Source organism: Methylomonas sp. TEB (assembly GCF_047777895.1).
Taxonomy (GTDB): domain Bacteria; phylum Pseudomonadota; class Gammaproteobacteria; order Methylococcales; family Methylomonadaceae; genus Methylomonas.
The window spans coordinates 4656049-4682564 of sequence record NZ_CP180476.1 but is presented as its reverse complement, the minus strand read 5'-3'; the positions used below and the strand labels follow the sequence as shown (position 1 = coordinate 4682564).

The window sequence follows — 26516 nt, the reverse complement described above, 5'->3', positions numbered from 1 at the left end:
ACGTAAGTTGCTAAGCTATTTAACTAATGCTAACGGTAGGACGACAATCGTGCCAATTATCTTAAAAGTACTTTCTTACAAAGGTTTACCACTACCTACTGAATTGAGTGCCGAATTCGGTCAGTTAGGCGGAACAATAGGCAGAAAGGCAGGAAATACCTTGGTATTACCTGATGCGGAAAACTTTGTATCAGGCCACCATGCTGAAATCATTTATGAGGACGGCGGTTACTTAATAAAAGACACAAGTAAAAATGGTACATATTTATCAAATGCCGGACTAAATATAAACGATGCACAAGCAAGGTTATTAGATAGTGAAATTTTGCGGATCGGAGAATATGAGATTATTGTAGAACTGCCATCTGCCGAAATATCACCAGCTTCACCCATTAGCGTCGAGAGTATTTCGCCTTCACCATTTGCCCAATCGTTTCAAAATGATCAACAGTCAATAGTCAACGAACCTCTGAATTTCTCGATTCCGCACAACGTAGCGAGTTCTCCCTTTGGAGAGCGTCCTCCTGCTTCCCCTTTTCACGATAGCTTTACCGCGCCCGAGGTGCTACCTCCCCAGAGAGATGGTAAAGATATTGCCGAATTCTTAAAAGGCTTAGATTCCTTAGGTGCGTTGGATGCACCCCTCGGCGAGTCTTCCGGGTTAGAGTTCCCGAGTTTGGAAGCAATAAATTTATCCGAGCCTATCCCTTCGAGCATAGCGTTAGATTCTAAAGACGTATTCCAAAATACGCCTAATATTGAGCGTGAAGATGGGCAGGCGGCTTCGCGAGCCAGTGTAGAGATTACGCTAGCACCCAATACGGAACCATTTATTGGGTCCAAATCGGGTGATGCGACGCTCATGAAGATGTTTCTGGATGGTGCGGGAATAAAAGATCAATCGTTTTTGACGGAAGAGCAGTGGCCGGAGGCGATGAAAGCGACTGGTGTGTTATTCCGAAATTTGATCGAAGGCTTGATGGACGTTCTACGCGCACGCGCGGAAATGAAAAGTGAATTTCGAGTTTCCGTCACCACAATCCGCTCATTTGACAATAACCCGCTAAAATTCAACCCAGATGTGGAAAGCGTACTGAAGCTGATGCTCGCACCGAATAATCCCGCGTTTATAAATTCAAATGATGCGGTAACTGAAGCGTTCAGGGATGTTAAGTTTCATCAATTGGCGATGACGGCAGGTATTCAGGCTGCACTAGGGGAGATTTTGCATCGTTTCGACCCAGACACCTTCGAAAAGGTGTTGGGCGAAGGGATTGTTTTTCAGCGAAAAGCCAAGTGTTGGGAGCTTTTTTGCGAAAAATATCCGGAACTGAAAACACAAGCAATTGAAGGATTTTTTGGGGAAGAGTTCGCTGAAGCTTATGAAAAGCAGATGCGTCTATTTGCGAGGCGGTGAAAGTTTGCAACTCAATTGAATTGGTAGCGAAAATTTCATAAGTCATTGTTAATAAATAATAAACGGTACCGAATAGAGTATGTCAATCAATAACCGGATTGTTTGGTCAGAAGGCATGTTCCTTAGACCTCAGCACTTTCAACAACATGATCGTTATCTTGAAAGTCGTATTGATGGTCGTTGCTATGGAATCAGGGCTTATGATTGGGGATTTTCGTCGCTAAAACTAGATGCAGGACAATTGGCGATAGGAAAAATCACTCTGGCAGCTGCTAGAGGGATTTTCCAGGATGGTACCCCATTCCATTTGCCAAACGAGGACGAACTACCGCTACCACTTGATGTCTCTGAAGACGTTGCAAATGAAGTAGTGTATTTAGCATTGCCGCTGAGTCGTCCTGACTCTGTTGAAGTTGATAGCGACAATAACCCCGATGGATTGGCGAGATACCGCATCACTCATAGGGATGTCAGAGACAACAATGCAGGGTACGACGCTCGTTATCCCGTGCAAATAGGCAGTATTCGTCCGAGACTTATGCTTGGCAACCAAGAAAGATCAGGCTATCTGTGCTTAGGGGTCGCCAATATCGTTGAGGTGCGCGCCGACAAAACAGTCGTACTGGATGAGAAATACATTCCCGTGGTGCTGCAGTCTTCAGCCAGTAGTATTTTGAACGGCTTCGTCCGGGAGTTGCAAGGTCTGCTGCATACCAGAGGGGAGGCGTTGGCAGCCCGCGTGGCGGGAACGTCTCAAGGTGCAGGCGTCGCAGAGGTTGCAGACTTTATGTTGCTGCAAACCATCAATCGTTACGAACCCTTGCTGGCACATTTGGCGGGGGATGCGCTGCTACATCCGGAAACTTTGTTTTCCTTGGGCCTGCAGTTGATGGGAGATCTAGCAACCTTCTACCGTCAAAATAAGCGACCCGCAGTGTTGCCCGAATATAGGCATGACGACTTGCGTATTTGCTTTATCCCGTTAATTGATGAGCTACGGCGCCTGTTAAGCATGGTGCTTGAACAAAATGCGATTCAAATTCCGTTAACCAAACATAGCCAGTCGGTTTATTACTCGGGTCGCCCCGATGTGAAATTATTGGAGCAGGCAATCTACGTATTGGCTGCCAGTGCGCAAGTATCTTCGGAGATGTTGCGCACGCATTTCCCTCCGCAGGTGAAAATTGGCCCGGTGGAAGAGATCACGCAATTGGTCACTGCTGCCCTGCCCGGTATTTCAATTCATCCTTTGCCCGTTGCCCCAAGGCAATTGCCGTATCACGCCGGATGTTCTTATTTCGAATTGGATAAGCAAAGCCCATACTGGAAGAAGATGATGGATTCCGGCGGTTTTGCCTTTCATATTGGTGGTAATTTTCCGGGATTGGAGTTGGAATTCTGGGCAATAAAAAAAGGGTGATGACATGGTGCAACAAGGACCTTTCGGCGATGACGACAAAACAGTGTTGCGGCCTTCGCCAGGTGGACGAATGCCGCAGCAGCCATCAGTGACACAAATACCGCCATCTCCGCCGCCCCAGCAGCAGACCTCAAATATCAACATTCCGTCGCTCAGTGTGCTTTCCGGAGCGGATAGCGGTTCATTATTGACTTTATCAGCCGGCATTCTGTCCTTGGCGGCTAGGCTCAGAACAACCGTTAGCTATTCTGGAGTTGATGAACTAAAGCAAAAGTTGGCTAAAGAAGTCAGAGAATTCGAGAACCGTGGCTTGAATGCAGGGTTTCAGCAAGAAACCATGCGTATGGCGAGCTACGATTTGTGTACTTTTCTGGATGAAATTATCCAAAACACGCCTTGGGGCTCACAAAGTAATTGGGGGCATCAAAGCCTGCTTATCCTATTTCATAAAGAAGCCTGGGGCGGTGAACGCTTCTTCCAAATACTCGAACATCTGGTGAAACAGCCCGCGCAAAATTTGCCGCTCATCGAGCTTTGCTATGTGTTGTTAAGTTTTGGATTCGAAGGTAAATATCGGGTCATGGCCAATGGCGCCAACGAATTGGAAAAACAACGGCTTGAGTTGTACCAATTAATCCAGCGAGTAAGAGGGGATTTTCCAACGGAGCTGTCGCCACGCTGGCAAGGGCAAAAAAGCGGAAATAGCTCGTTGATAACGCAAGTGCCCTTATGGGTGTTCGCCAGCGTAGCAGGTGGCCTGTTGCTGCTTTGTTATCTGGGGTTTGCGTTTTTTATTAATTCGGCATCCGATCCTGCCTATCGGGAGTTACTGAAATTGGCCAAGGAGCCGGTACAAATGGCAACGGCCGCTACGATCACTCCGTCTGCACCGGTTATCGCCAACAGATTGGAACGCTTTAAACCGTTATTACGCGATGAAATTGCCCAGAATATGGTCGAAGTGGTCGACGATAGCATCATTCGCGTTCGTAATTCCTTCCCCTCCGGTAGCGATCAAGTTAAACCGGAGTTTTTACCGATGTTGAAAAAAATCGCCAAAGAACTCGAGAATGAACAAGACTCGATTTTGGTAACCGGGCATACCGACGACAAGCCCATTGTGTCGGCCCGCTTTCCGTCCAATTGGCATTTGTCTGCGGCACGCGCTAAAAACGTCCTGGCAATTTTGACCGCATCCGCTCAACTAAAAGGCTCGGCCAGAGCGGAAGGCCGGGCTGACGGCGAGCCTTTGGAACCCAATGATACGCCTGAACATCGAGCCCTAAATCGGCGCGTCGACATCTTGATTAAGTGAGAATACCGCGTGGAACGGATAATCAGTTTTTTTAAAACAAAGTGGGTGCTTGAACTGATCGGTATCGTGATTTTGTCGGTACTGATTTGGTTTATCGGGCCTTTAATCGCAATTGCCGGCAGTGTGCCGTTGGAAACCGATTTAAGCCGGATTATAACGATAAGCGTCATAGTCGGATGTTGGTTGCTTTACCGCTTGGTCGCGTGGCTGTTATCGCGTAAGCGCGAGCAGCGTTTAATGGCCGATTTGGCTGGCGGCGCTGATGCAAACGATGCTCATACGGCCTCCGCGGCCGAGCTGGATGTGTTGAATCGCGGTTTCGATGAGGCTTTGACTTTACTGAAAGCCACCAGCGCCAAACAACACGGTCGGAAGCAGTATCTTTACGAATTGCCTTGGTACGCCATTATCGGCGCTCCGGGCTCCGGTAAAACCACAGCATTAATCAATTCCGGATTACATTTTCCCTTGGCCGAACGCTTGGGCAAGCATTCGGTAAAAGGCGTCAGCGGCACGCGAGATTGTGATTGGTGGTTCGCTGACGAAGCGGTGTTATTGGATACTGCCGGTCGCTATACCACCCAAGATAGCCATCAAGAAGTGGATGCTACCGCCTGGCATGGTTTCTTGCAGTTGTTAAAAAAATATCGACCACGCCGCCCTCTGAACGGGGTATTTGTGGCGGTGAGTGTCAGTGATTTAATTCAGCAGACCGAGGAAGAATTACGCCAGCATGCCGCAGCAATCAGGCGGCGGATTACGGAACTTAATGCGCAATTGGGTGTGCAATTGCCAGTCTACGTGCTGTTCACGAAAGTGGACCTCGTGGCGGGATTTAGCGATTTTTTTGCCAATTTAACCGAAGACGAGCGAAGCCAGGTGTGGGGTGAGACGTTTATTCGTGCCGACAACGATAAAGAAGATCTGGCCGCTCACTTGGTGCAATTTGAAAAGGCCTATGACGAATTGACCGAGAGGTTGGTACAACGCCGTTTGAAGCGTATCCAGGAAGAGCGCGATGTGCAGCGGCGTACGGCTATTTTCGATTTTCCGCAACAAATGATGCTGTTCAAATCGGTGGCAACCGGATTTTTGGATGCCGCATTTGCCACCAATCGCTACGAAGAGCCTTTCCTGTTACGCGGCGTTTATTTCAGCAGCGGCACCCAAGAGGGTACGCCGATAGATAGAGTGATGGCGGCGTTGGCCTCAAGCTTTAGATTGGAAAGGCAAGCAACACCGTTAATGAGCGGGCGCGGTAAAAGCTATTTTCTGACTAAGCTTCTGAAGCAAGTCGTGTTTCCCGAAGCCGAATTGGTTGGCGTGGATCCAAAGGTAGAGCGGCGTTTTCGTTTGATGAACCTCGCCGGCTTTGCCGCCACCTTTGCGCTTGTGGCGATAGCGGTAGTGGTCTGGATGGTCAGTTTTGCCACGAATAAGTCGGCGATTGCCGATGTCGAAAAACAGGTAGAAATTTACCGAGCCAGTAATCTTGTTCCCACCGATTCGCGCTCCGGTTTTTTGGCCTTGTTGCCCAAGCTTAATGCCTTACAGGCCGCCAAAGACGTGTATGCACAAACCGGCTGGAGCAGCGGTTTTGGTTTATACCAAGGCGACAAAATCGATTCAGCCATCGATATTGCCTATCAGCGCTTGCTTCGTGAAAATTTTCAAGCCTTGATTACGCTGCGCTTGAAAGAGCGTATGCAAAGCGATGAAGGCAAAAATCTGGATGTACTTTACCAATTATTGCGTGTTTATCTGATGTTCGGCGAGCCGCAACGGATGGACGCCAAGGTTGCCCAGCCTTGGGTGAAATTGGATTGGGAGCAAATGTTTGCCACCGACCCGGAGACTCAAGCCAAATTACAGTTACATCTGGATAATTTATTGGCTTTGAATTTGGATCCGGCTGCTATCGATAATGGATTTGTGGATGCGGTACGCAATAAATTGACGCAAATCCCTCTGGTTAATCAACTATATAGCCGCTTTAAAAGCGAGGCGTTGTTTGATCGCAGTCACGACATTTCGGTCGCCGGACAATTGGCGCCGAACGGCGGCCGAGTGTTTACCGCGAACGGCAAGGAATTGGATACGTTGGTCGTACCCGGTTTGTTTAGCAGTTACGGTTATACGGAGCTATTTCTGAAAAAAGGCATGGTTTACGTCAAGGAAGCCAGCGAACAAAATTGGGTACTTGGCGTAAACGGCGCAAGTACGCCTGTCGAAATTGATCGTTTATATAGCGATTTCAAACGCCTGTATTTGGGAGATTACCAAAAGACCTGGGATAGCGTGCTGACGGCGGTTAAGTTCCGCCCGCAGCCCAGCAATAATCAGCTGGTAGATACGCTGGATCTGCTGTCGCGCCCCGATTCGCCATTGAAGCTTTTGTTGGAGTTGGTCGAAAAAAATACCGCGTTAAGCAAACTCTCGTCCGAATTGGCCGATGCGTTGGCAAAATCCACCGGCGGGGCCTTAGCGGTTCCGGAGGCCGCTACCCAAAAACTGCTGGCGATGGCTAAACAAAGCGACGGTGGCGTCGATCCGGTCAAGGCATTGGAAACTTACTTCGAACCTTACAATATGCAAGTGCGGGGCGCTGCCGACAGGCCTGCTCCGATCAATGCGACGATGGCGAGTATCAAAAATCTGCACGATTATCTGATGCAGATTGGGTCGGCACCCAATAGTGGCGGTCAAGCCTTGTCTACCGAAGCGGCGCGATTTGCCGGCGGCGGTGTTGACCCTCTGCAAGCAGCCAAAATGGAATTTGCCCGTTTGCCCGGTCCGGTTGCAGCCTCGCTGAATGCGTTGACTAGCACGGGCGGGCAACAAATCAAAACCGGCGCGAAAGGGCAACTCAACGAAATGTTGAAAACCGCGGTGACGATGCCCTGCAAAAGCGCTTTGGCCGGCCGTTATCCGTTTGCAAAAAATACTCAGCAGGACGTGTTGATGGCTGATTTCGGCAAAGTTTTTGCCGCTAACGGGATTGTCGATCAGTTTTTTAACGCTAACCTCAAGGCATTTGTTGATACTGCAGCGGTGCAGTGGCAGGAGCTTAGTTCGGATAAGGCTTTAGGCTTATCGGCAGCCAGTATTCGCCAGTTTCAGATTGCATCGAAAATTCGTGACGCATTTTTTCCCGGCGGCGGCGCGGTGCCGCAAGTGCAATTCGAGTTAAAACCCTTGGCCTTGGACGACAAAGTCAGCACCTTCAGGTTAAATGTCGAAGGCCAGGAGTTGGTTTATCGCCATGGCCCTGAGCAACTCACTAAGTTTCAGTGGCCCGGCACCAATAATAGTGCCGGGGTCAGAGTGGTGTTCGAAGGTTTGGACGGCAAACAAGTCAGCAAATCTAAGGAAGGGGCCTGGGCATTGTTCAGGATGTTCGACGAATTCAACATCCAACCCACTGGCCTGCCGGACCGCTTCAATTTGACCGTACAACTGGAGGGCTATACCGCAAAATTTGAGTTGCGCGCGGCCAGTGTTAATAATCCATTTGGCATCAGCGAATATCAAAGCTTTCGTTGTCCGGAGTCGCTATGAATGCTATGGATGGGTTGAGCGTCGGCTTTTTCGGAAAAGTGCCGGGCCTTGGCGATTTTGTCAGTCGGCGGCTGCCCAGGCACTTTATCGAGCCATGGGACCAGTGGTTACAGGCGTCGATGCGTTCCAGTCAGGAAACACTAGGAGAGAGTTGGTTATCCTTGTTTTTGGTTAGCCCGCTTTGGCGCTTTGCTTTGAGACCTGGCGTGTGCGGTGCGAGTGCTTGGGCCGGAGTCATGATGCCCAGTGTGGATAGGGTCGGTCGCTATTATCCGTTGACGTTGGCGCAAGCCGTCAGTGCAGAGTCTTTGTTGTCATTGTTTTCGCCGGAATCGGCATGGTTTGCCCAATTGGAAGACGCTGCGCTATCAGTGTTGAATGACTCCTGCGATCTGGACCGGTTTGATAAGGGGCTGATGGAAATCGGTTCGGCTGACAGCCTGACACCGCAGTATTTTCAAGCTGATTCTAGCGGCGGATTAGGGGTATCTAACGGCAAGCTCGCATTTCGTTTCGATTTGGAGGGGCTGGATCAGACGGATGTAGTGTTTCCGCACTTGAGTCAGCGTTTGTTGGATCGCTTTATGCCGGGTTACAGTATTTGGGCAAGTGAAGGCGGTCAGTCGAATCGCCCCAATCTGCTGATTTGCGAAGGCTTGCCACCTATCGATGCTTACGCGAGTTTTTTGCAGGGTATGCCGCAGGCTGGCAGATCTTGGCAGGTGCAGAGCTATCGCCAATACCAAAGCGTCAAAAAAATCGAGAGAGAGCCGAGCGCCTCTGCGGTAGGCGCAACGGCGAGCCAGGACATAACGCTTCCGAACTCGACAAAGTGGGCTTCCTACGGGGTTACGGTGGTCGGCAATAAGCGTAAGCACAATGAGGATGCTTTGCTTGATTGCCCGTCACTGGGGCTGTGGGTGGTTGCTGATGGCATGGGGGGGCATCAATCCGGCGATGTTGCCAGCCGCTTGGTGGTGGATTCTTTATCGACGTTGGAATTTACCGAAAACCTGGATAATCAGGTCGAAGCCGTTTCCCGCAAATTACATAAGATTAACGACGATTTATGCCGCTTTGCTTCGGGCATTCAGCAAGGCAGTATTGTCGGAACCACGGTAGTCGCCTTGCTGGCCAAGGGTGACCAGTGCGCGGCCATTTGGGCGGGAGATAGCCGTTTATACCAATTACGCCAAGGCGAGTTTACGCAGATTACCCGCGACCATACCTTGATCGACGAATTGATGGATTCTGGTGTGATGACCCGGGAAGTCGCGGCCCAGCAAGTGGGAGCGAATGTGATTACCCGCGCGGTGGGTGGGCAATTGACGCTGGCGTTGGATGTGCTGCACTTTCAGGCTGCCGGCGGTGATCGTTATCTGCTCTGTAGCGACGGCTTGGATAAAGAATTATCGGAAGCCGAAATTGCGGAATTGATGGGCTCAGGCAGTTGCCAGTCGGCCGCCGAAGCCCTGATTAACCAAGCTTTGAGCAGAAGCGGTCGAGATAATATTACCGTATTAGTCGCCGAATTTAGTGGTTAAGCCGAAATCAGGATGCTGCCCTTACGTCCGGGTTCTTGGGTCTCGGTATCTTTTGGAAGAAATACGCTTCAACAATCTTATAAGCGCGTAGATTCTCAGATGGACGGCTGTGGTCGGTAGTGTCTTTGGGGAATGGCTGTCAACGTGCGCTTAGTATAGATAGACCCAAGATTTGAAGCAGCCGATGTGAGCATTCGGCGACGCTAGAACGCGAGATGCTTTTGCACCACGAAACAATGGACGGATTTTTTCAATGGAAAACGGTATTTCCCCTCGCGGTAGCCAGGCACCGCAAGTACCGAATATCGTATCCGTTACGAAATATCGTGCCGATTTGGCGCTGCAATGGGGTGTGCATGTTGTGATTTAGCACGCCGTTTGAATTTTAAATCATGTTATATCAATGTCTTACGGTTTTGTAGGCGTAGGGTTCATGAGTTGGCATGTTAAATGATCCCGATGCCTTATCTATTGATGAGCAAATGCAACTTGATAGGTATAAGATTCCGCGACATTTAGGGTTTTTTAGTTTAAAGCGTGACATGAAAAACCGACTAGACTAATGCGAATTGGTTTTGGGCTTAATACAGGCGTAACAAGTCCGGGGCACTATAGAATTGGGTCGATTGTAAGAAACGGGGCGCAAGGCACAAGGTTTCGTTACCGCTTTTCAATCGGTTGATGTTAACAATTGGATTACCATAGAGGCTTAAAAATGGCGGATTTGTCCGGATTACTAGAACCTGTTTCGGCGGAGCAGCCTTGTGGTGATAACCTTGAGTATGACAATGCCAGGGTGGCATTGGACACCAATATCTTAGGGACCCCGGAAAATCAGTTTTCTGGCGAGAAGGCGTTGCCGCCTAACTGGCGCGAGGTCTACAAGGAGGCTTTGGCTTTGTTGCAGCGTTCCAAGGATTTGCAAGTCATTTTGTACTTGATCCGGACACTGATCAATGTTGAAGGTTGGAGAGGTTTTCGCGATGGACTAAGCTTTCTGGAAGAGTCCTTGACTCGTTATTGGGATTCCATACACCCTCAACTCGATCCCGACGACGGCATGGATCCGACGTCGCGAATCAATATTTTGGAAGAGCTTGCCAGCTTCGACCTGATAATCAGGCCTCTAAGTTTGGCGGTGCTGGTCGAGTCGAAAGCCATCGGCAGGTTTTGTTTGCGTGACATTCAGTACGCAACCGACCGGCTGGAAGTGCCCAAGGGCCTGACAAAGCCAGACAACGGCGCTATCAACGCGGCTTTTCTGGATATGGATGACGCGGCGTTAGCTGATAATTATCAGGCCTTGGTCGACAGTATCAAGATCGTCGAGCGGATCGATGCTTTCGTCAACGAAAAAGTCGGAGCCAGTCAAGGCGCGGTATTGACGCCGTTAAAAGCTTTACTGAAGGAAGTCAGGGATGATTTCGATCATTACGCGGGGTCGCGGTTGTCCAGCGACGCCGAGACTGAGGCAAGCGACGATGGCAGCAGCGCTGAGGCGGGTGATGAGGTAAAGCCCGTTAAATCCAAAGCGGTGAGCGGCGCCATTGAGTCGCGCCAAGATGTGGTGAGAACGTTGGATGCGCTTTGTAAATATTATGCGGACTACGAGCCGTCTAGCCCCGTGCCCATTTTGTTGCGTCGGGCCAAGCATCTGGCAACTGCAGATTTCTTGGAAATCGTCCAAAACTTAATGCCGGATGCGCTTTCCCAAATAAGTGCGATAAAGGGTCCCGACCCAAGTTAGAAACTGATTTTTGGTAGTCCTTCTTAATGTCAAGCGGAGAATACAATGGCTGAAAGTAGTCAGAAGTTTATACAACGAAACCGGGCACCCCGGGTACAGATTGAATACGATGTTGAACTCTACGGTTCCGAAAAAAAGGTGCAGTTGCCGTTCGTGATGGGCGTCATGTCAGATTTGTCCGGTAAACCAGCCGAACCTTTAGCACCAGTGGCGGATCGCAAATTGTTGGAAATCGATGTCGACAATTTCAATGATCGATTGAAATCGATGAAACCACGGGTCGCATTCCAAGTTCCCAATACCTTGACCGGCGAAGGTAATTTGAATGTCGATATCACCTTTGAAAGTATGGATGACTTTTCTCCCGCAGCGGTTGCCAAAAAAGTGGCGGGCTTGGATAAAGTCTTGGAAGCCAGAACCCAGTTGTCCAACTTGATTACCTATATGGACGGTAAAACCGGCGCGGAGGAATTAATCGCGAAGTTAGTTAACGACCCCGCGTTGCTACAAACCTTGGCGGCGTCAGCGAAACCGGCGGAAGCAGGCGGTGATGCCGCTGAAGGAAAAGGGGAGTAAGCCATGGCCGAATTAGAAACCCAAGGCGGACAAGGCGCAACCCAAACCCTGGAGTTGGACGATTTTTCCGCATTATTGTCCAAGGAGTTCAAACCAGGTACCGAGGCAGCCAATCAGGTCAATACCGCAGTAACAACGTTGGCGCAATATGCGTTGCAGGATGTTTCCAAAGTATCCGACGATGCCATTAAAACGATCCAGTCGATTATCGCCAGCCTGGATCAGAAAATCACCGAACAATTAAATCTCGTCATACACCATCCCGATTTTCAAAAACTGGAAGGCGCCTGGCGCGGCTTGCATTACTTGGTCAACAACACCGAAACCGACGAAATGTTGAAAATTCGCGTGTTGAATATCACCAAAAACGAGTTGGGTAAAACCCTGAAAAAGTTCAAAGGTACCGCCTGGGACCAAAGCCCGCTGTTCAAAAAACTGTATGAAGAAGAATACGGCACGTTTGGCGGCGAACCCTTCGGTTGCTTGGTGGGCGACTACCATTTCGATCACAGTCCGCAAGATGTGGAATTGTTGGGCGAGATGGCAAAAATCAGTGCCTCCGCGCATACCCCGTTCATTTCCGGCGTGGCGCCATCGGTGCTGCAAATGGAAAGTTGGTCCGAATTGGCCAATCCGCGTGATTTGACCAAAATTTTTCAAACGCCGGAATACGCGGCTTGGCGCTCGTTGCGCGAGTCCGAAGATTCCCGTTACCTCGGTTTGGCTATGCCGCGCTTCCTGAGCCGTTTACCTTATGGCTCGAAAACCGATCCGGTCGAAGAGTTTGATTTCGAGGAAGATACCTCGGGCGCCGATAGCAGTAAATATACGTGGTCTAACGCTGCTTATGCGATGGCAGTCAACATCAATCGCTCGTTCAAATATTACGGTTGGTGTTCGCAGATTCGCGGTATTGAATCCGGTGGCGCAGTGGAAGGATTACCGGTGCATTCGTTTCCGACCGACGAAGGCGGCGTCGACATGAAGTGCCCGACCGAGATCGCCATTACCGACCGCCGTGAAGCGGAATTGGCCAAAAGCGGTTTCATGCCCTTGTTGCACAAAAAAAACACCGATTTCGCCGCATTCATCGGCGCGCAATCGCTGCAAAAACCGGCTGAATACACCGATCCGGATGCCACCGCCAACGCCAACTTGGCTGCGCGCCTGCCGTATTTGTTTGCCACCTGCCGGTTTGCGCACTATCTGAAATGCATCGTTCGAGACAAAATCGGATCGTTCAAGGAGCGCCAAGACATGCAGGCGTGGTTGAACACCTGGATCAGCCAATACGTGTTGACCAATCCAGCAGTGGCCACCGAAAAAGACAAAGCGCGCCGGCCATTGGCCGGTGCGGAAGTGGTGGTCGAGGAAGTCGAGGGTAATCCTGGATATTATCAATCTAAGTTTTTCCTTAGACCGCACTATCAGTTGGAAGGGTTGACGGTTTCCTTGCGACTGACATCTAAATTACCGTCGCAAAAAGGTTAAGTCCTATTCGTTGAATAAGGCTAGGAAGTACGCTATTTGCCGGGGCAGCAATACGAAATTCCCGGCAGTGGCGGTTAGTCGTTTTATATCCCGGCTTGCCGGAGCTGTAAATCTGTGGGTGGATGCCCGTTTGTATTTTTATCACTAACTTCGAAAGGAGAGCACTATGATCTTATTAAAATTCGCGACCGAAATTAAAGGCGATAGCACCGTAGCCAGCCATACGGACTGGATTACCGTAGACAGTTTGCAAATGGGCGTAGGTCGTGCCATTTCGACCAGCGGCGTCGGCAAAGACCGCGATACCAGCAATCCTTCGTTTTCCGAAGTCACCCTGACTAAAAGCATGGACATCGCGTCCGTCGACCTGTGGATGCAGTCCATCTGCGGCAAAAGCTTGGGTACAGCAACATTCCATTTCATCCAAACCGGCGGCGCAGATGCCAAGGGTCAAGTGTATCTGGAAATCGAACTGGCCGACGCTATCATCAGCGGCTACAGCCAATCCAGCGGCGGTGACCGCCCTCACGAGAGCATATCCATCAACTTCAACGAAGTTAAAATGAAGTACAACACTTTCGGCGAAGGCGAAGCACCAGCCGCTGGCGCATTCAAAGGTTGGAACTTGATGAAAAACGAAACCGTGTAATCCCCGACCCCGGTGGAGCCAACACCACTGGGGTTATTTTTGCACTCATCGGAGAATCGTATGCAGGACGTTTCACGTCTTATCGCCGAAGGCGAGCTGGATGCGGCATTGCAGCAAACCCAGCAGTACATCAGGCAAAATCCGGCCGATCCTAAATCGCGGATCCTGCTGTTTCAGCTGTATTGCGTGCAGGGCCTGTGGGATAAGGCGCTAAATCAACTTAATGTGTTGCGCGATTTGGATGCCTCCACCTTGTTGATGGTTAGTACCTACGAACAAGTTTTACTCTGTGAAGCATTACGTAAGGACGTGTTTGCCGCACGCAAAACGCCTTTGATTTTTGGCGAGCCGCCAGCATGGTTGGCTTTACTGTTAGAAGCGCTAATACGGGAAAACAGCGGCGATTTTCAGCAGGCCGTGGCATTACGAACTGAGGCCTTACAGCAGGCGCCGGCTACCGCTGGAGCGTTGGACGGTACACCGTTTGAATGGTTAGCAGACGCTGATAGCCGTTTGGGACCGGTGTTGGAGGCCGTCGTCAATGGTCGCTACTACTGGGTGCCGTTTATGCAGATCAGCAAGATACAGCTGGAAAAACCCACCGATTTACGCGATTTGGTATGGATACCGGCGCAATTTACCTGGATCAATGGTGGCGAAGCCAGCGGCTTGATACCTTGCCGTTATCCGGGTTCGGAAGCCGACTCGGACGCTCGCATCCGCCTGTCCCGTTTAACCGAATGGACTAAAGTCGCAGACGGTTTAATGCATGGCAAGGGGCAGCGCCTATTGGCCACCGACGTCGACGATTACGCGCTGTTAGATGTCCGTACTATTGAATTCAATGCGCCGGTAGGGCTGGAATAATGGCCGATTTACTGCACGCGGAACGTCTCCAACCGTCCTTGCTGGATCGGTTGACCGACGAAGCTCCCGACAAACGCGCGGAAACCCGCGAGCAACGTGTCATGTCTCTGCGCCAGTTGCGGCAGAGCGTATTGCGCGATTTGAGCTGGCTGCTGAATACCGCAGCGTTCGAGAGCATGGTCAATTTGACCGACTATCCGTTTGTGGCTCGTTCCGTATTGAATTACGGGACACCGGTCTTGTCCGGCGTATCGCTGACCGGGATTGACGTTAAAAAGATCGAACGTAAAGTCCGGCAGGCAATTAACGATTTCGAGCCGAGAATCTTGGCGGACTCGCTGTCGGTAGAATTGGCAAAAGCCGATGATCAAATGAATCACAAGGCGTTGTCGTTTCGTATCGAAGGCGATTTGTGGGCGCAGCCGCTGCCGATACATTTATACATTCGCAGCGACCTGGATCTGGAAACCGGCGAAATCAGCGTCAAGGAACTGGACGGTTAACCATGGATCCCCGGCTGCTTAAATACTATAACCGCGAGTTGCAATACGTCCGTGAAGTAGGCGCGGAGTTTGCCGCAGAGTTTCCGAAAATAGCCAATCGCTTGGGCTTGGATACTTTCGAATGTTCCGACCCGTATGTAGAGCGCTTATTCGAAGGCTTCGCTTTTATGGCGGCTCGGGTGCAACTGAAAGTCGACTCCGAGTTTCCCAACTTTACCCAGCAATTATTGCAGATTATCTATCCGCACTATTTGTCGGCTACGCCATCGATGACGGTGGTGGAGATGAAACCCGATTTTGCCGAAGCGGCTCTGGCAGACGGGATCACGATAGCCAAGGATACGGTGTTGCGCAGCCAGATCGCCAGAGGCGAACAAACCGCCTGCGAGTACCGTACTGCGCAAGACTTGCAACTGTTACCGTTGCAGATAGGCCAAATTGAATATCTGCCGAGTCTGGCTGCCGTGTCCAGTCGCGGCTTGACGGCCAAACATTTTCGCGGACCGGTCAAAGCGGCCTTGCGTATCGTCTTGAATAGTGTGGGCGGTTTAAAGTTCAACGAAATTGCCCTGGACCGGCTGCCGTTGTTTCTGCGCGGTGTCGGCAATATCCCGTATCGCTTGTACGAACAACTGTTGGCAAATGTAAGCGGCATTGTCGGCAGTTTCCATAACCGGGTCTCGACGGAAATTCGCACGCTGTCTGCTGGGGGGGTACGCGGTCTGGGCTTCGAACCGGACGAGGCTTTACTCAGACAGACGCCGCGCTCGTTCGACGGTTATCGAATATTGCAGGAATATTTCGCATTCCCGGACCGTTACCTGTTTGTCGAACTCGGTGGACTGGGAGAGCTAGCAAGTAACTGTGACAGTGAACAGATTGAGTTGTTCGTGCTGTTCGACCGCAGCGAACCGCAACTGATTAATGTGTTGGATCAGAACAATTTGGCCTTGTTCTGCGTACCGGCTATCAATTTGTTCCCTAAACGTGCCGACCGAATCCATATCGACCAGCGTCAGTCTGAATATCACATCGTGGTGGATCGCAGCCGGCCGATGGATTATGAAGTACATAGCGTCAATGAAGCCACCGGTTTCGGTGCCGATCAGGAGAGCGAACAGGCCTTTCTGCCTTTTTACGGCTCTAAAGCGTCCTACCAGCACGCCGGGGAAACTGCGTTTTTCAGCTTACGGCGAGTGAATCGCGTGCTGTCTTCAAATCAACGTCGCAAGGGAGTGCGTTCCAGTTATATCGGCAGCGAAGTTTTTGTGTCCTTGGTCGATGCGGCCCAGGCGCCGTATTCCGGCAAGTTGGCGCAACTGGGGCTGGATACCTTATGTACCAATCGTGATTTGCCGCTGGTGATGCCGGTAGGCCAAGGTGATACCGATTTTACCTTGCAAGTTAGTGCGCCGGTGAAATCGGTGCGTTGTATCGCCGGCCCGACCCGGCCGCTGCCGGCTGCGTATGAGGCGGATACCGTGTGGCGCCTGATCAATCATTTGTCGCTGAACTATCTGTCGCTGCTGGATACCGATGCCAAGAGCGGTGCGGCGGCATTGCGTGAATTGTTGGGCCTGTATGCCGACCAGCGCGAACCGGCCATCAAGAAACAGGTTGAGGGCGTGCTTTCCGTAGCTTCAAAAAATGTGGTCAGACGCATCGATGCCAAGGGGCCGATGGTGTTCGGGCGCGGCTTGGAAATTACCGTCATGCTGGACGAGTCGGCATTTGAAGGTGGCGGCTATTTTCTGCTGGCAACGGTATTGGAGCGTTTTTTCGCCCGCTACGTATCGATCAATTCTTTCGTAGAAACCGTAATACGCACTACTGATCGTGGTGAAGTGGCCCGCTGGCCTGCGAGGATGGGATGTCGCCACACGATTTAATCGGTGAATTGACGAAGGATGCGTCGCGCTTCGATTTTTTCGAGGCGGTGCGCTTGATCGAATGCCTGAATAGCGATAAGCCGCGTTTCGGTACCAGTGTAAAAGCGGCCGACGATGCGGTGCGTTTTTCCCAGGAGCCGGAACTGGAATTTCCTGCTACCGCTGTCGATTACTATTCGCTGGGCGGGACGGGGCTGGGTAAACCGAGATTGGCGGTAAATTTTATGGGTTTGTTCGGTCCCAACGGCCCGCTGCCGCTGCATTTGACCGAGTATGCCCGAGAACGGCAGCGCCACCATCACGATCCGACCTTTGCTCGTTTTGCCGATGTCTTTCATCATCGCATGATTAGTTTGTTTTACCGGGCCTGGGCCAATGCCCGCCCGGAAGTGCATTACGACCGGCCGGATACAGACCGCTTTGGTTTTTACGTGGGTGCCATGCTGGGTATTTCCGGGGCGCCGTTTCAGAACCGGGACGCACTGACCGACCGAGGCAAATTGTTTTATGCCGGGCATTTTGCCGCGCAGACCAAACATCCTGGGGGTTTACAGGCCATTGTCTCGGATATTTTTAAAGTGCCGGTCCGCGTCGCCGAATTTGTTGGCGAATGGATGGACATTCAACCCCGTGAGCAAACTCGTTTGGGCTGGAGCAAAGACACCTGTTCTCTGGGGAGCTCTGTTGTGATCGGCGCTAGCGTTTGGGGTTGCCAGCATAAATTTCGTGTCGTTATCGGGCCGTTGCGCCGTAGCCTATATTTGGCCTTGCTGCCGGGCGGGGCGTTATTGCCCAAGTTGGTGGCCATCGTCCGCAATTATGTCGGCGACGAAATGGTCTGGGACGCACAATTGATTTTGGAAAAAGCCGAAGTACCGGAAGAGCTGGCCTTAGGAAAACCCGAAACGACCGGCGCGAATAGTATGAACGGCGATGCGCAATTGGGTTGGAGTACTTGGTTGGGACCGCGCCGCGGTGCAGGCGATGCCGATGATTTAACGCTCAATCCGTTTATACAGGCTGATGCTGCCTGCTGAACCACACTTAAACTTTAGCGAGGAATAAACACCATGGCGGAAATTAGCCGAGTCAAGTTGTTTGGGAAATTGAACAAGGTTTGTTACAAAGCCGTCGAGGGTGCGACGGTGTTTTGCAAACTAAGAGGCAACCCCTATGTCGAGTTGGTGCATTGGTTAAGCCAACTGCTACAACTGCAAGACTCCGATTTGCACCGCTTGGTGAAGCATTACGGTTTGGATGCCTCGGTGATTGCCAAGGACGTGACTAACGCGCTGGACCGCTTGCCGCGCGGTTCTACGGCTATTTCCGATTTTTCGCCGCATATCGAGGATAGTGTCGAACGCGGCTGGGTCTTCGGCACATTGTTGTTCGGTGAGTCTCAGGTGCGTAGCGGCCATTTATTGGTCGGTATGTTGAAAACCAAATCCTTGCGCAACGAGTTGCTGGGAATTTCCAAAGAGTTCGAAAAACTCAAACCGGATACGGTTTCCGACGAGTTGCCGAAGATTGTGTCCGGTTCACCGGAAGACGGCTTGGTTGCCAATGATGGTTCGCTGGTAGGCGCTACGCCCGGCGAAGCCAGCGGTGCGATTGCACCGGCAGCGATGGGCAAGCAGGAGGCGCTGAAGCAATTTACCGTTGACCTGACCGAACAGGCGCGTAACGGCAAAATCGATCCTATCGTGGGCCGCGAGGAAGAGATTCGGCAAGTCATCGATATTCTGATGCGCCGCAGGCAGAACAATCCGATTCTGACCGGTGAGGCCGGTGTCGGCAAAACTGCGGTAGTTGAGGGTTTTGCTTTGAAAATTGTCGCCGGCGACGTGCCGCCGTTATTACGCGATGTGAGCTTGCGGACCTTGGATGTCGGCTTGTTGCAAGCCGGCGCCAGTATGAAAGGCGAATTCGAAAACCGCCTGCGCCAAGTCATCGAAGAAGTGCAAGCCTCGCCAAAACCCATCATTCTGTTTATCGATGAAGCCCATACCTTGGTGGGTGCGGGCGGCGCGGCAGGTACCGGCGATGCAGCCAATCTATTAAAACCGGCGTTGGCGCGTGGTCAATTGCGCACCGTCGCGGCCACGACCTGGGCGGAATACAAAAAACATATCGAAAAAGACCCGGCCTTGACCCGGCGTTTTCAGGTCGTGCAAGTGTTGGAGCCTAGCGAAGCCAAAGCCATCGGCATGATGCGCGGCGTGGTCTCGGTGCAGGAAAAACATCACCAGGTGTTGATTCTGGATGAAGCGCTGGAAGCCGCCGTCAAATTATCCCACCGCTATATCCCAGCCCGGCAATTACCGGACAAGGCCGTCAGTTTACTGGATACCGCCTGTGCCCGGGTCGGCATCAGCCAACACGCGGTGCCCGCCGAAGTGGACGACTGCCGTAAACGCATAGAAGCCCTGGAAACGGAGTTGGCGATTATCGGCCGGGAAAAAACAGTCGGTGTCGAAGTGGCTGCACGGGAGCAAGTGGCTAACGAAAAACTGGCAGCCGAACAGCAGCGTCTGGCTGGCCTGGAAGAGCGTTGGAATGCCGAGAAGGAATTGGTCGGCAAGATTTTGGAATTGCGCGGCAAACTTAGATCGGCTGGACACGCTGTCGATACAGCCGAACCTGCGGAAGGCGATGTTGGTAGCGAAGCCAATGATCGCGACGCCTGGCTGACCGAATTGAAAGCCTTGCAGGCTCAACTCCACGCACAACAAGGCGAGTCGCCGCTAATTTTGCCAACCGTCGATCAGCAGGCTGTAGGCGCTGTTGTGCAAGATTGGACCGGCATTCCGGTTGGCCGGATGGTCAAAAATGAAATCGAAACGGTACTGAAGCTGCCGGATTTGCTGGAGCAGCGCATCATCGGCCAACGCCACGCACTGGAGATGATCGCCAAGCGCATCCAGACCTCGCGCGCAGGCCTGGATAATCCGAACAAGCCCATCGGTGTATTCATGCTGGCTGGTACTTCCGGCGTGGGTAAGACCGAAACCGCGCTGGCGCTAGCCGAAACATTGTACGGCGGCGAGCAAAACGTCATCACCATCAACATGAGCGAATACCAGGAAGCGCATACCGTTTCCACCCTGAAAGGCGCGCCTCCGGGCTATGTCGGTTACGGCGAAGGTGGGGTGTTGACCGAAGCGGTAAGGCGCCGCCCTTATAGCGTGGTATTGCTGGATGAAGTGGAAAAAGCTCATCCCGATGTCCATGAAATTTTCTTCCAGGTGTTCGACAAAGGCTGGATGGAAGACGGCGAAGGTCGGGTGATAGATTTCAAAAATACCTTGATCTTGCTGACCACCAATGCCGGCACAGACCTGATTGCCAACTTGTGCAAAGACCCGGATTTAATGCCGGAGCCGGAAGGCATTGCCAAAGCTTTGCGGGAACCGTTGTTAAAAGTATTTCCGCCAGCCTTGCTTGGACGTTTAGTCGTTATTCCTTACTACCCTCTCAACGACGAAATGATAGGCGCAATCGCCCGGTTGCAATTGGGCCGAATCAAAAAGCGCGTCGAAGAATCGCACAAAGTCCCGTTCAGTTACGACGACGAAGTCATCAAACTGATTGCCAGCCGTTGTACTGAATTGGAAAGCGGCGGACGGATGATAGACGCGATCTTGACCAATACCGTGTTGCCGAAGATTAGTGAGGAGTTCTTGACCCGAATGATGGAGGGTACGCCTATCCAAAGGGTGCACGTGAAGGTTGAGAATGGAGATTTCGGGTATGGGTTCGAGTAATTATGCTCTTTTAAGTTTTTGATGGTGTGTGACTACCGAGTTTTAGCACGAAACCCTAAGGCATCGTATTCCGTTCTCAATATTTGAGGTTGGCATTGATCAAGAGAGTGTTGGATGCCGATTAAGATCATTTTAGGTCGTACCATTTTGCAAGAAAATATCTTTTAGTTATTAACGCAGTTTAGGGGAAGATTTTTTTTGGATGCTGGTAGTAATCTGTTATTGCCAACAGAGAAGTTAAATATTAATTTTTATTTTTGACATAATTAAATAAAATTTGGAGGCGACAATGGCTGGGCATTTTATTTTGATGGATATATCTGAGCAGGAGTTAGAGGATATCCAAAATGCATGGTTAAGCGATAAAAATAATGTTCCTGTTTTGGACGGGTTAGCTCATTCAGCTGGGACTGATAATGGCGTGGGTGGCCGATTCCCTGGCTGGACTGTTGGGAGTCGAGCTACGTTGGCAACTGCAATGAGCGGGCAGCCGATCGGTAATAGATCAGGGTTGCCTCCGCACAAATATATCGGTTTCGGTGTGGGGCAGATTGGAATTAATGCGGCAAATTATATTATGAAAAATTATCAACAGAGCGGCTGGGTAACACGGTTAGAGCGCCCTGATAATATGGGGTTGTCAGTTTTACATGATTCCGCTCGGGGGGATTGGCCAACTAACAAGGCGAAAGCGTTTGCCAAGCAAGTTAAAGCAAATGGCGTCTCTATAGAAGTATATAAGTTTGAAGGAAATGAAATCAATTAGAGCTGTTGGGAGTTTATACATGTGTTTTATGGTTTGAGACCGCTAAAGCTGTATTTTCAGAGTTTTGAGTGGTTTTATGGTTATTATTTTTTATTATAATTTCTGGTTGAACTTAAAGAGGATATCCCATGACCGCAATTTCTGATTTTGTTGCTAATCCTAAGCAGTTTCTAAAAAATAATGTGCTACGAGTGTTGTTTACTATGCCAGCGCAGCCGAACTCTATTGGTATGTTTAAATTTGAGCGAAAAAATTACGATGCTGTCAAGCTGGCTACTGGCGCCAATATCCCATGTTATTCATTAGTGCCGATACACGGACAGGAAGCAACCATATTCAGCCGCAACGCGACATCCGCAAATCGTGATTATTTGAGAGCTTATTGGTGTCCATACGAAGACGATGCAATGCATTCGATTATGGTTGGAGCGGGAGCAGATTTCATGTTTACATCAAATATGGATGGCTGCTCATTCGGAGTAGGCTCAGCCACGCCGACTGGCGACCGCAGAGTTGCACATATCAATCTTCGCTCGCAGCCCAACTCACATAACCTGCAGGATGGTACTTTAGCGGTTCAATCGTTGACTGATCACCATGTAAAACCTGACCGCTATATGAAAAGTTCGAGAACTCCTGGAAGTATACCCGGCGAAATTAAGGCGACTACCATAGGAATTCGAAACACGGCGACCGGTGCATGGAGTTTTCATTATCAGCAATATCGCTTGTTAGGTGGGCAGATCAATCAAGTGTATTTGTTGGCGCTAAAAAATGTCTAATAATTTCGTCCATACAAAAAACATAGTTTGTTGAGGCGAATTGTATCTTTCGCGAATGGAACTCACCTGATTCGGTAGCTGGATTTGTTGAATGATTTTTATATTAAAGGTGATTAATATGGTCGCTTTTTAGATTTTGCAAAAATTGCGATTGCAGCCTATTACAAAGGCAGTAATAAATATTATTCTAAGCCGCCGGAGCATATGGTTGATGACTGGCTGGTGAACACGTGAGAGTCGAGCTTGATTGGTGCGGCGACGGTTTTCAGAGTCGTAGATCCGAATAGTGAAACGTATTCGGACTAATTTAAAGTCTACATTCTTCCAAATACACTAATGCTATTAGGAGTTGGGTGGGCAGCCATGTTAGCAATACCGAAGGTTAGATTTATTGAATTTTGAGTGGGTGCGTCGTATCGTTGAAAACCTTGCGATAAGCGCCAATTGGTTCCCTATGCATATTCCCTGTAAACAAATATGACACAATTAAATTCAGTCAATGATCTTCGGGAATATATTAAAGGGCTGGGAGAGTTTCGGGCTCGGCCTATTGTTGCCGGACAGCATCCGACTTTGTATTTGGATCATAGTCAAGGAACTATGATAAAAGGGATACGAGAAAAAGATTATCTTTTTTCGCCCTGCAAAAGCTGGGTGGAGCCTCATGAGTAAATGGGGCTTTGATTTTCGGCTGAATGGAATCATTTAAAAGATCGGATCACATTAAAACGTAAATAGAATAAAGATAAATCTATTTATATTAACTGGTTATTGGCGAGCTTTGAATTGCCGGCTGGGTCAAGGTTTGTGCAAGATACTCGAGATAGTCAGCACTATTTGTTAACAGTTACCGAGCGTATGACCATCGACGCCTTAGTGGCAAAATTATTGATGATTGCCGATAGAATGGCAGTATATCCGCATGTGGAAAGGTTCTTGAAATGATTGCCTACAAGTATCCTGAGGAAAAAGAAATACTCATGCACTATGCTCATAAACTACAAGCAAATAGCATCATCGAGATTATTGACAAAGGATATGTAAAAAACGCCAACGAGGCCAAACAGCTGACGGCGTTTTTCTGGCAGATGGTCGACGAGTCGATTAAAGATGCTGAGCAAGGAGTGGATGCCGCGGTTCATCGCGATCTTCAAGCCTATGATGAGTACATCATGAACACACTAAGATCTTATCTGGTTAACGCCGGATATGAAAAAGAATGGAGTGACGAAGATGAGTCTGTGCAGTGAGAGAAACGGCATAATAAGCTGAACGGTTTCTCGATTTATATTTGAAAGGTGAACGGAAAGTGGGGAATACATGGCTGGCGCAGTGTCATTAACTAAAGTATCGATACCTAAAGCCTCGGCGATTTGCCAGGATATTCAACTGGATCAGCAGGCAACTGCAGGTCTGCTTGCCGACCCTGCGCCGGTTGATTTTTTGAATAAATTGCTCGAACAGCAACTTTATCCCGATGCCGTGCGTTTTATGGCCAGAGCGTTACCCAAGCGCGAAGCGACTTGGTGGGCCTGTCTTTCTGCGCGCAGTGTGGTGAGCCCGCAAACGCCCCCCGAAGTCGTTAAAGCGCTCGATGCCGCGGAGTTGTGGGTATTTAAGCCAACCGAGCCTAATCGCCGGGCCGCCAACGCTGCCGCTCACAGCGCATCCTTCGAAAACCCTGCCGCATGGGCAGCCATGGCCGCGTTTTGGAGTGATGGCAGTATGGCGCCGGAAGACGCACCATCGGTTCCGCCGGCGGATAATCTGACTGCCAAAGCCGTGGCTGGGGCGGTAATGTTGGCGGCGGTATTGACTCAGCCGGAAAAGGCCTATGAGAAATACCAATTTTTTATCGATCAGGCTATTGATATTGCCAACGGCGGTAACGGCCGACTTTGGCAGGCGGCTTAAGGAGATTACGATGGGACAGCCGGCTGCACGTATAACTGACATGCATGTTTGTCCAATGTTTACCGGCCCCGTGCCGCATGTCGGGGGCCCGATTTTGCCTCCTGGTGCGCCCACGGTAATGATAGGCAAAATGCCGGCCGCACGCGCTACCGACATGGCGACATGCGTCGGGCCGCCAGATACCATCGCAAAAGGGTCGGCAACCGTGATGATAGCCAACATGCCGGCCGCCAGGATGGGTGATATGTGCGCCCATGGCGGCACCATTATCCTCGGTTACCCTACGGTACTGATCGGTGGCTGACGCCGGCTTTATCTCAAAATTATCGTTTTAGCGTTAGGATTTCACCATGCCACTTTCTCAAGAATCTCGCACCGCTTCGGTGGTGACAGCCGCCGGTGCGGATACCTTTGTGCTGTATCGGATGACTGGTAAAGAACAATTGAGCAGTTTGTTCGAGTACGAGTTGGAATTGCTGAGCGAGAACGGCGATATTGATCTGCAAACGGTGTTGGGCACCAGCATTACCGTCAAATTGCAACTGGATAACGGTGCGCTACGCCCGTTCAACGGCATTGTCACGCAGATTAACCAATTCGGTATGCTCGGCGACTTGTATTTCTACCGAGCTATTGTGCATCCGAAAGTGTGGTTACTGACGCAAGCCAGTAACTGTCGCGTTTTATCGCCGGCGCCGGCAACCAAAAATGTACCGGACATGGTCAAGGCTGTCCTCGCCGAGCATGGTTATACCGATGTAACGACAAAGTTTTCCACCACCTACCAGCCCCGCGATTTTTGCGTGCAGTATCGGGAGACCGACTTCAATTTTATTAGCCGGCTGCTCGAAGAAGAAGGTATCTACTATTACTTCACGCATACCGACAGCATTCATTCGCTGGTGTTGTGCGATGACATTACCAAGTTGGCGGCAGCGACACCGGCCACGGTCAAATACTACCCTGCCGCAAACCAGGGCGGGCGCGACGAGGAGCATTTTTATGAATGGCGGCTTGGACGGCAAATTCGTTCCGGCAGTTACCGCTTAAAGGATTTCGATTTCGAGGCGACAACCGCGCCTTTGGACAAAGTCAAAGATTTGCCTGGCGAACATGCTCAAGCCAGCAAAACCGTTTACGACTATCCGGGGGAGTTCAAAGTAGACAGCGAGGGTGAGCGATACTCGCGCCTGCGCATGGAAGAGCTACGCGCGGAGCACGAGCAAACTGTTGCGCTCGGCAATGTGCGCACGCTGGCGGTAGGACAAAAATTCACCTTGTCGGAATTTCCGCGTGCCGATCAAAACCGTGAATATCTGACGGTATCCACCCAATTCCAGATCCAAAACAACGACTACGGTATCGCCGAAGCGGGCGGCATGGACGAGTTTCAATGTACCTATTCCGTTATTAGTACCGAATACGCCTACCGTCCGCCGCGGCGTACCCGTGTGCCGGTAGTGCAGGGTGTGCAAACCGCCATAGTCGTCGGCGGTAGCGGCGACGAAATCCTGACCGATCAATATGGCCGGGTTAAGGTGCAATTTCACTGGGATCGGCTTGGCACAAAAAATGAAAATAGCTCATTTTGGGTGCGGGTTGCGCAGATTTGGGCCGGCAATAACTGGGGATCGATGTTTATTCCGCGCGTCGGCCAGGAAGTGATCGTCGATTTTCTGGAAGGCAATCCGGATAACCCCATCATCACCGGGCGCGTGTATAACGCCCAACAAATGCCGCCTTATAGCTTAGATGCCAACAAAACCCAAAGCGGGATTAAAACCCGCAGCACGCCAAATGGGGCCGCTGAAAATTTCAACGAAATTCGCTTCGAAGACAAGAAAGGTAACGAAGAGCTCTACATGCACGCCGAGAAAAACTTTACGCGCATTGTTGAAAACAACGACGTGCAAAAAATCGGTTTCGAGAAAAAAGATGCCGGCGACCAAACCGTGGACATCTACAATCACCGCACCATCACGCTGGATCAAGGCAACGACAAATTGACGGTCAAGACCGGCAATCACACCGTGGAAATCGACAAAGGCAACGACAGTTTGACCGTCACCCAAGGGAACCGGACCGTCAAAGTCAACGCCGGCAGCATTTCCGAAGAAGCCGGGCAGTCCATAGAGCTTAAAGTGGGCTCCAACAGCATCAAAATCGACAATAGTGGCGTCACGATCAAAGGCATGACCGTTAAAATCCAGGCAGACACCCAGGCCGAATTGAAGGGCTTGCAGACCACGGTGAGTGGTGATGGCATGCTGACCCTTAAAGGCGGGATGGTGATGATCAACTGATGATCATTTTT

Annotated in this window: 21 protein-coding genes; all 21 read left to right on the top strand. The window is 50.6% G+C overall.

The window, feature by feature from the left end; all coding sequences use genetic code 11:
• Nucleotides 1-49 precede the first annotated feature (49 nt).
• The 21 genes from tagH (at nt 50) to ACMXD4_RS21165 (ending at nt 26505) form a co-directional block, all read left to right on the top strand.
• Nucleotides 50-1417, top strand: a complete 1368-nt coding sequence (tagH, locus tag ACMXD4_RS21265) for a type VI secretion system-associated FHA domain protein TagH (protein WP_033159242.1) — start codon at nt 50-52, stop codon at nt 1415-1417.
• 79 nt (nt 1418-1496) lie between these two features.
• Nucleotides 1497-2837, top strand: a complete 1341-nt coding sequence (tssK, locus tag ACMXD4_RS21260) for a type VI secretion system baseplate subunit TssK (protein ID WP_033159225.1) — start codon at nt 1497-1499, stop codon at nt 2835-2837.
• A 4-nt stretch (nt 2838-2841) separates the two neighbouring features.
• On the top strand, nt 2842-4152 hold the full coding sequence (gene icmH, locus ACMXD4_RS21255) for a type IVB secretion system protein IcmH/DotU (RefSeq protein WP_415879305.1): 1311 nt from the start codon (nt 2842-2844) through the stop codon (nt 4150-4152).
• A 45-nt stretch (nt 4153-4197) separates the two neighbouring features.
• Nucleotides 4198-7710 (top strand): type VI secretion system membrane subunit TssM, encoded by a 3513-nt coding sequence (tssM, locus tag ACMXD4_RS21250; RefSeq protein WP_415879304.1) that lies wholly within the window; start codon nt 4198-4200, stop codon nt 7708-7710.
• Entirely contained in the window at nt 7707-9254 is a 1548-nt protein-coding gene (gene tagF, locus ACMXD4_RS21245) for a type VI secretion system-associated protein TagF (protein ID WP_415879303.1), read from the top strand. Before tssM ends, tagF begins: the two co-directional genes overlap by 4 nt.
• Before the next feature lie 715 nt (nt 9255-9969).
• Nucleotides 9970-11001, top strand: coding sequence for a type VI secretion system protein TssA (gene tssA / locus ACMXD4_RS21240; RefSeq protein WP_415879302.1), 1032 nt, complete (start codon nt 9970-9972; stop codon nt 10999-11001).
• A gap of 45 nt (nt 11002-11046) precedes the next feature.
• Nucleotides 11047-11577 carry a type VI secretion system contractile sheath small subunit gene (gene tssB, locus ACMXD4_RS21235; RefSeq protein WP_033159221.1) on the top strand — a complete coding sequence of 177 codons (531 nt, stop codon included), beginning with the start codon at nt 11047-11049 and terminating at the stop codon, nt 11575-11577.
• Between the two features lie 3 nt (nt 11578-11580).
• Complete coding sequence (gene tssC / locus ACMXD4_RS21230) at nt 11581-13068, top strand: type VI secretion system contractile sheath large subunit (protein ID WP_026603012.1); 1488 nt, start codon at nt 11581-11583, stop codon at nt 13066-13068.
• A 166-nt stretch (nt 13069-13234) separates the two neighbouring features.
• Nucleotides 13235-13717, top strand: a complete 483-nt coding sequence (locus ACMXD4_RS21225) for a type VI secretion system tube protein Hcp (protein WP_033159220.1) — start codon at nt 13235-13237, stop codon at nt 13715-13717.
• 60 nt (nt 13718-13777) lie between these two features.
• The gene (locus ACMXD4_RS21220; RefSeq protein WP_415879301.1) at nt 13778-14584 is read left to right on the top strand and encodes a type VI secretion system accessory protein TagJ; all 807 of its coding nucleotides are present in this window, start codon (nt 13778-13780) and stop codon (nt 14582-14584) included.
• Nucleotides 14584-15087, top strand: a complete 504-nt coding sequence (gene tssE / locus ACMXD4_RS21215) for a type VI secretion system baseplate subunit TssE (protein ID WP_033159218.1) — start codon at nt 14584-14586, stop codon at nt 15085-15087. Before ACMXD4_RS21220 ends, tssE begins: the two co-directional genes overlap by 1 nt.
• A 2-nt stretch (nt 15088-15089) precedes the next feature.
• Entirely contained in the window at nt 15090-16976 is a 1887-nt protein-coding gene (gene tssF / locus ACMXD4_RS21210; RefSeq protein ID WP_415879300.1) for a type VI secretion system baseplate subunit TssF, read from the top strand.
• A complete protein-coding gene (tssG, locus tag ACMXD4_RS21205) occupies nt 16958-18013 on the top strand; it encodes a type VI secretion system baseplate subunit TssG (RefSeq protein ID WP_415879299.1) in 1056 nt (351 codons plus the stop codon). The genes tssF and tssG overlap by 19 nt, the downstream gene beginning before the upstream one ends.
• A gap of 33 nt (nt 18014-18046) precedes the next feature.
• Nucleotides 18047-20740 (top strand): type VI secretion system ATPase TssH, encoded by a 2694-nt coding sequence (gene tssH / locus ACMXD4_RS21200; protein WP_415879298.1) that lies wholly within the window; start codon nt 18047-18049, stop codon nt 20738-20740.
• Between the two features lie 289 nt (nt 20741-21029).
• Nucleotides 21030-21506, top strand: coding sequence for a hypothetical protein (locus ACMXD4_RS21195; RefSeq protein WP_101053077.1), 477 nt, complete (start codon nt 21030-21032; stop codon nt 21504-21506).
• Nucleotides 21507-21634: 128 nt separating this feature from the next.
• The gene (locus tag ACMXD4_RS21190; RefSeq protein ID WP_101053078.1) at nt 21635-22288 is read left to right on the top strand and encodes a hypothetical protein; all 654 of its coding nucleotides are present in this window, start codon (nt 21635-21637) and stop codon (nt 22286-22288) included.
• Nucleotides 22289-23095: 807 nt separating this feature from the next.
• Nucleotides 23096-23233 (top strand): hypothetical protein, encoded by a 138-nt coding sequence (locus ACMXD4_RS21185; RefSeq protein ID WP_165385995.1) that lies wholly within the window; start codon nt 23096-23098, stop codon nt 23231-23233.
• Nucleotides 23230-23538: a hypothetical protein gene (locus ACMXD4_RS21180; protein WP_415879297.1), complete on the top strand. Its 309-nt coding sequence runs from the start codon at nt 23230-23232 to the stop codon at nt 23536-23538. Before ACMXD4_RS21185 ends, ACMXD4_RS21180 begins: the two co-directional genes overlap by 4 nt.
• 82 nt (nt 23539-23620) lie before the next feature.
• Nucleotides 23621-24202 (top strand): DUF6931 family protein, encoded by a 582-nt coding sequence (locus ACMXD4_RS21175; RefSeq protein WP_225892927.1) that lies wholly within the window; start codon nt 23621-23623, stop codon nt 24200-24202.
• Nucleotides 24203-24242: 40 nt separating this feature from the next.
• The gene (locus tag ACMXD4_RS21170) at nt 24243-24506 is read left to right on the top strand and encodes a PAAR domain-containing protein (RefSeq protein WP_415879296.1); all 264 of its coding nucleotides are present in this window, start codon (nt 24243-24245) and stop codon (nt 24504-24506) included.
• 46 nt (nt 24507-24552) lie between these two features.
• Nucleotides 24553-26505 (top strand): type VI secretion system Vgr family protein, encoded by a 1953-nt coding sequence (locus ACMXD4_RS21165; RefSeq protein ID WP_415879295.1) that lies wholly within the window; start codon nt 24553-24555, stop codon nt 26503-26505.
• The last annotated feature ends 11 nt before the right edge of the window (nt 26506-26516 follow it).

Coding starts and splice junctions, on each gene's coding strand:
- tssK (WP_033159225.1), top strand. CDS start 1,497: ATGTCAATCAATAACCGGATTGTTTGGTCAGAAGGCATGTTCCTTAGA.
- icmH (WP_415879305.1), top strand. CDS start 2,842: ATGGTGCAACAAGGACCTTTCGGCGATGACGACAAAACAGTGTTGCGG.
- tagF (WP_415879303.1), top strand. CDS start 7,707: ATGAATGCTATGGATGGGTTGAGCGTCGGCTTTTTCGGAAAAGTGCCG.
- tssA (WP_415879302.1), top strand. CDS start 9,970: ATGGCGGATTTGTCCGGATTACTAGAACCTGTTTCGGCGGAGCAGCCT.
- tssB (WP_033159221.1), top strand. CDS start 11,047: ATGGCTGAAAGTAGTCAGAAGTTTATACAACGAAACCGGGCACCCCGG.
- tssC (WP_026603012.1), top strand. CDS start 11,581: ATGGCCGAATTAGAAACCCAAGGCGGACAAGGCGCAACCCAAACCCTG.
- ACMXD4_RS21225 (WP_033159220.1), top strand. CDS start 13,235: ATGATCTTATTAAAATTCGCGACCGAAATTAAAGGCGATAGCACCGTA.
- ACMXD4_RS21220 (WP_415879301.1), top strand. CDS start 13,778: ATGCAGGACGTTTCACGTCTTATCGCCGAAGGCGAGCTGGATGCGGCA.
- tssE (WP_033159218.1), top strand. CDS start 14,584: ATGGCCGATTTACTGCACGCGGAACGTCTCCAACCGTCCTTGCTGGAT.
- tssF (WP_415879300.1), top strand. CDS start 15,090: ATGGATCCCCGGCTGCTTAAATACTATAACCGCGAGTTGCAATACGTC.
- tssG (WP_415879299.1), top strand. CDS start 16,958: ATGTCGCCACACGATTTAATCGGTGAATTGACGAAGGATGCGTCGCGC.
- tssH (WP_415879298.1), top strand. CDS start 18,047: ATGGCGGAAATTAGCCGAGTCAAGTTGTTTGGGAAATTGAACAAGGTT.
- ACMXD4_RS21195 (WP_101053077.1), top strand. CDS start 21,030: ATGGCTGGGCATTTTATTTTGATGGATATATCTGAGCAGGAGTTAGAG.
- ACMXD4_RS21190 (WP_101053078.1), top strand. CDS start 21,635: ATGACCGCAATTTCTGATTTTGTTGCTAATCCTAAGCAGTTTCTAAAA.
- ACMXD4_RS21180 (WP_415879297.1), top strand. CDS start 23,230: ATGATTGCCTACAAGTATCCTGAGGAAAAAGAAATACTCATGCACTAT.
- ACMXD4_RS21170 (WP_415879296.1), top strand. CDS start 24,243: ATGCATGTTTGTCCAATGTTTACCGGCCCCGTGCCGCATGTCGGGGGC.
- ACMXD4_RS21165 (WP_415879295.1), top strand. CDS start 24,553: ATGCCACTTTCTCAAGAATCTCGCACCGCTTCGGTGGTGACAGCCGCC.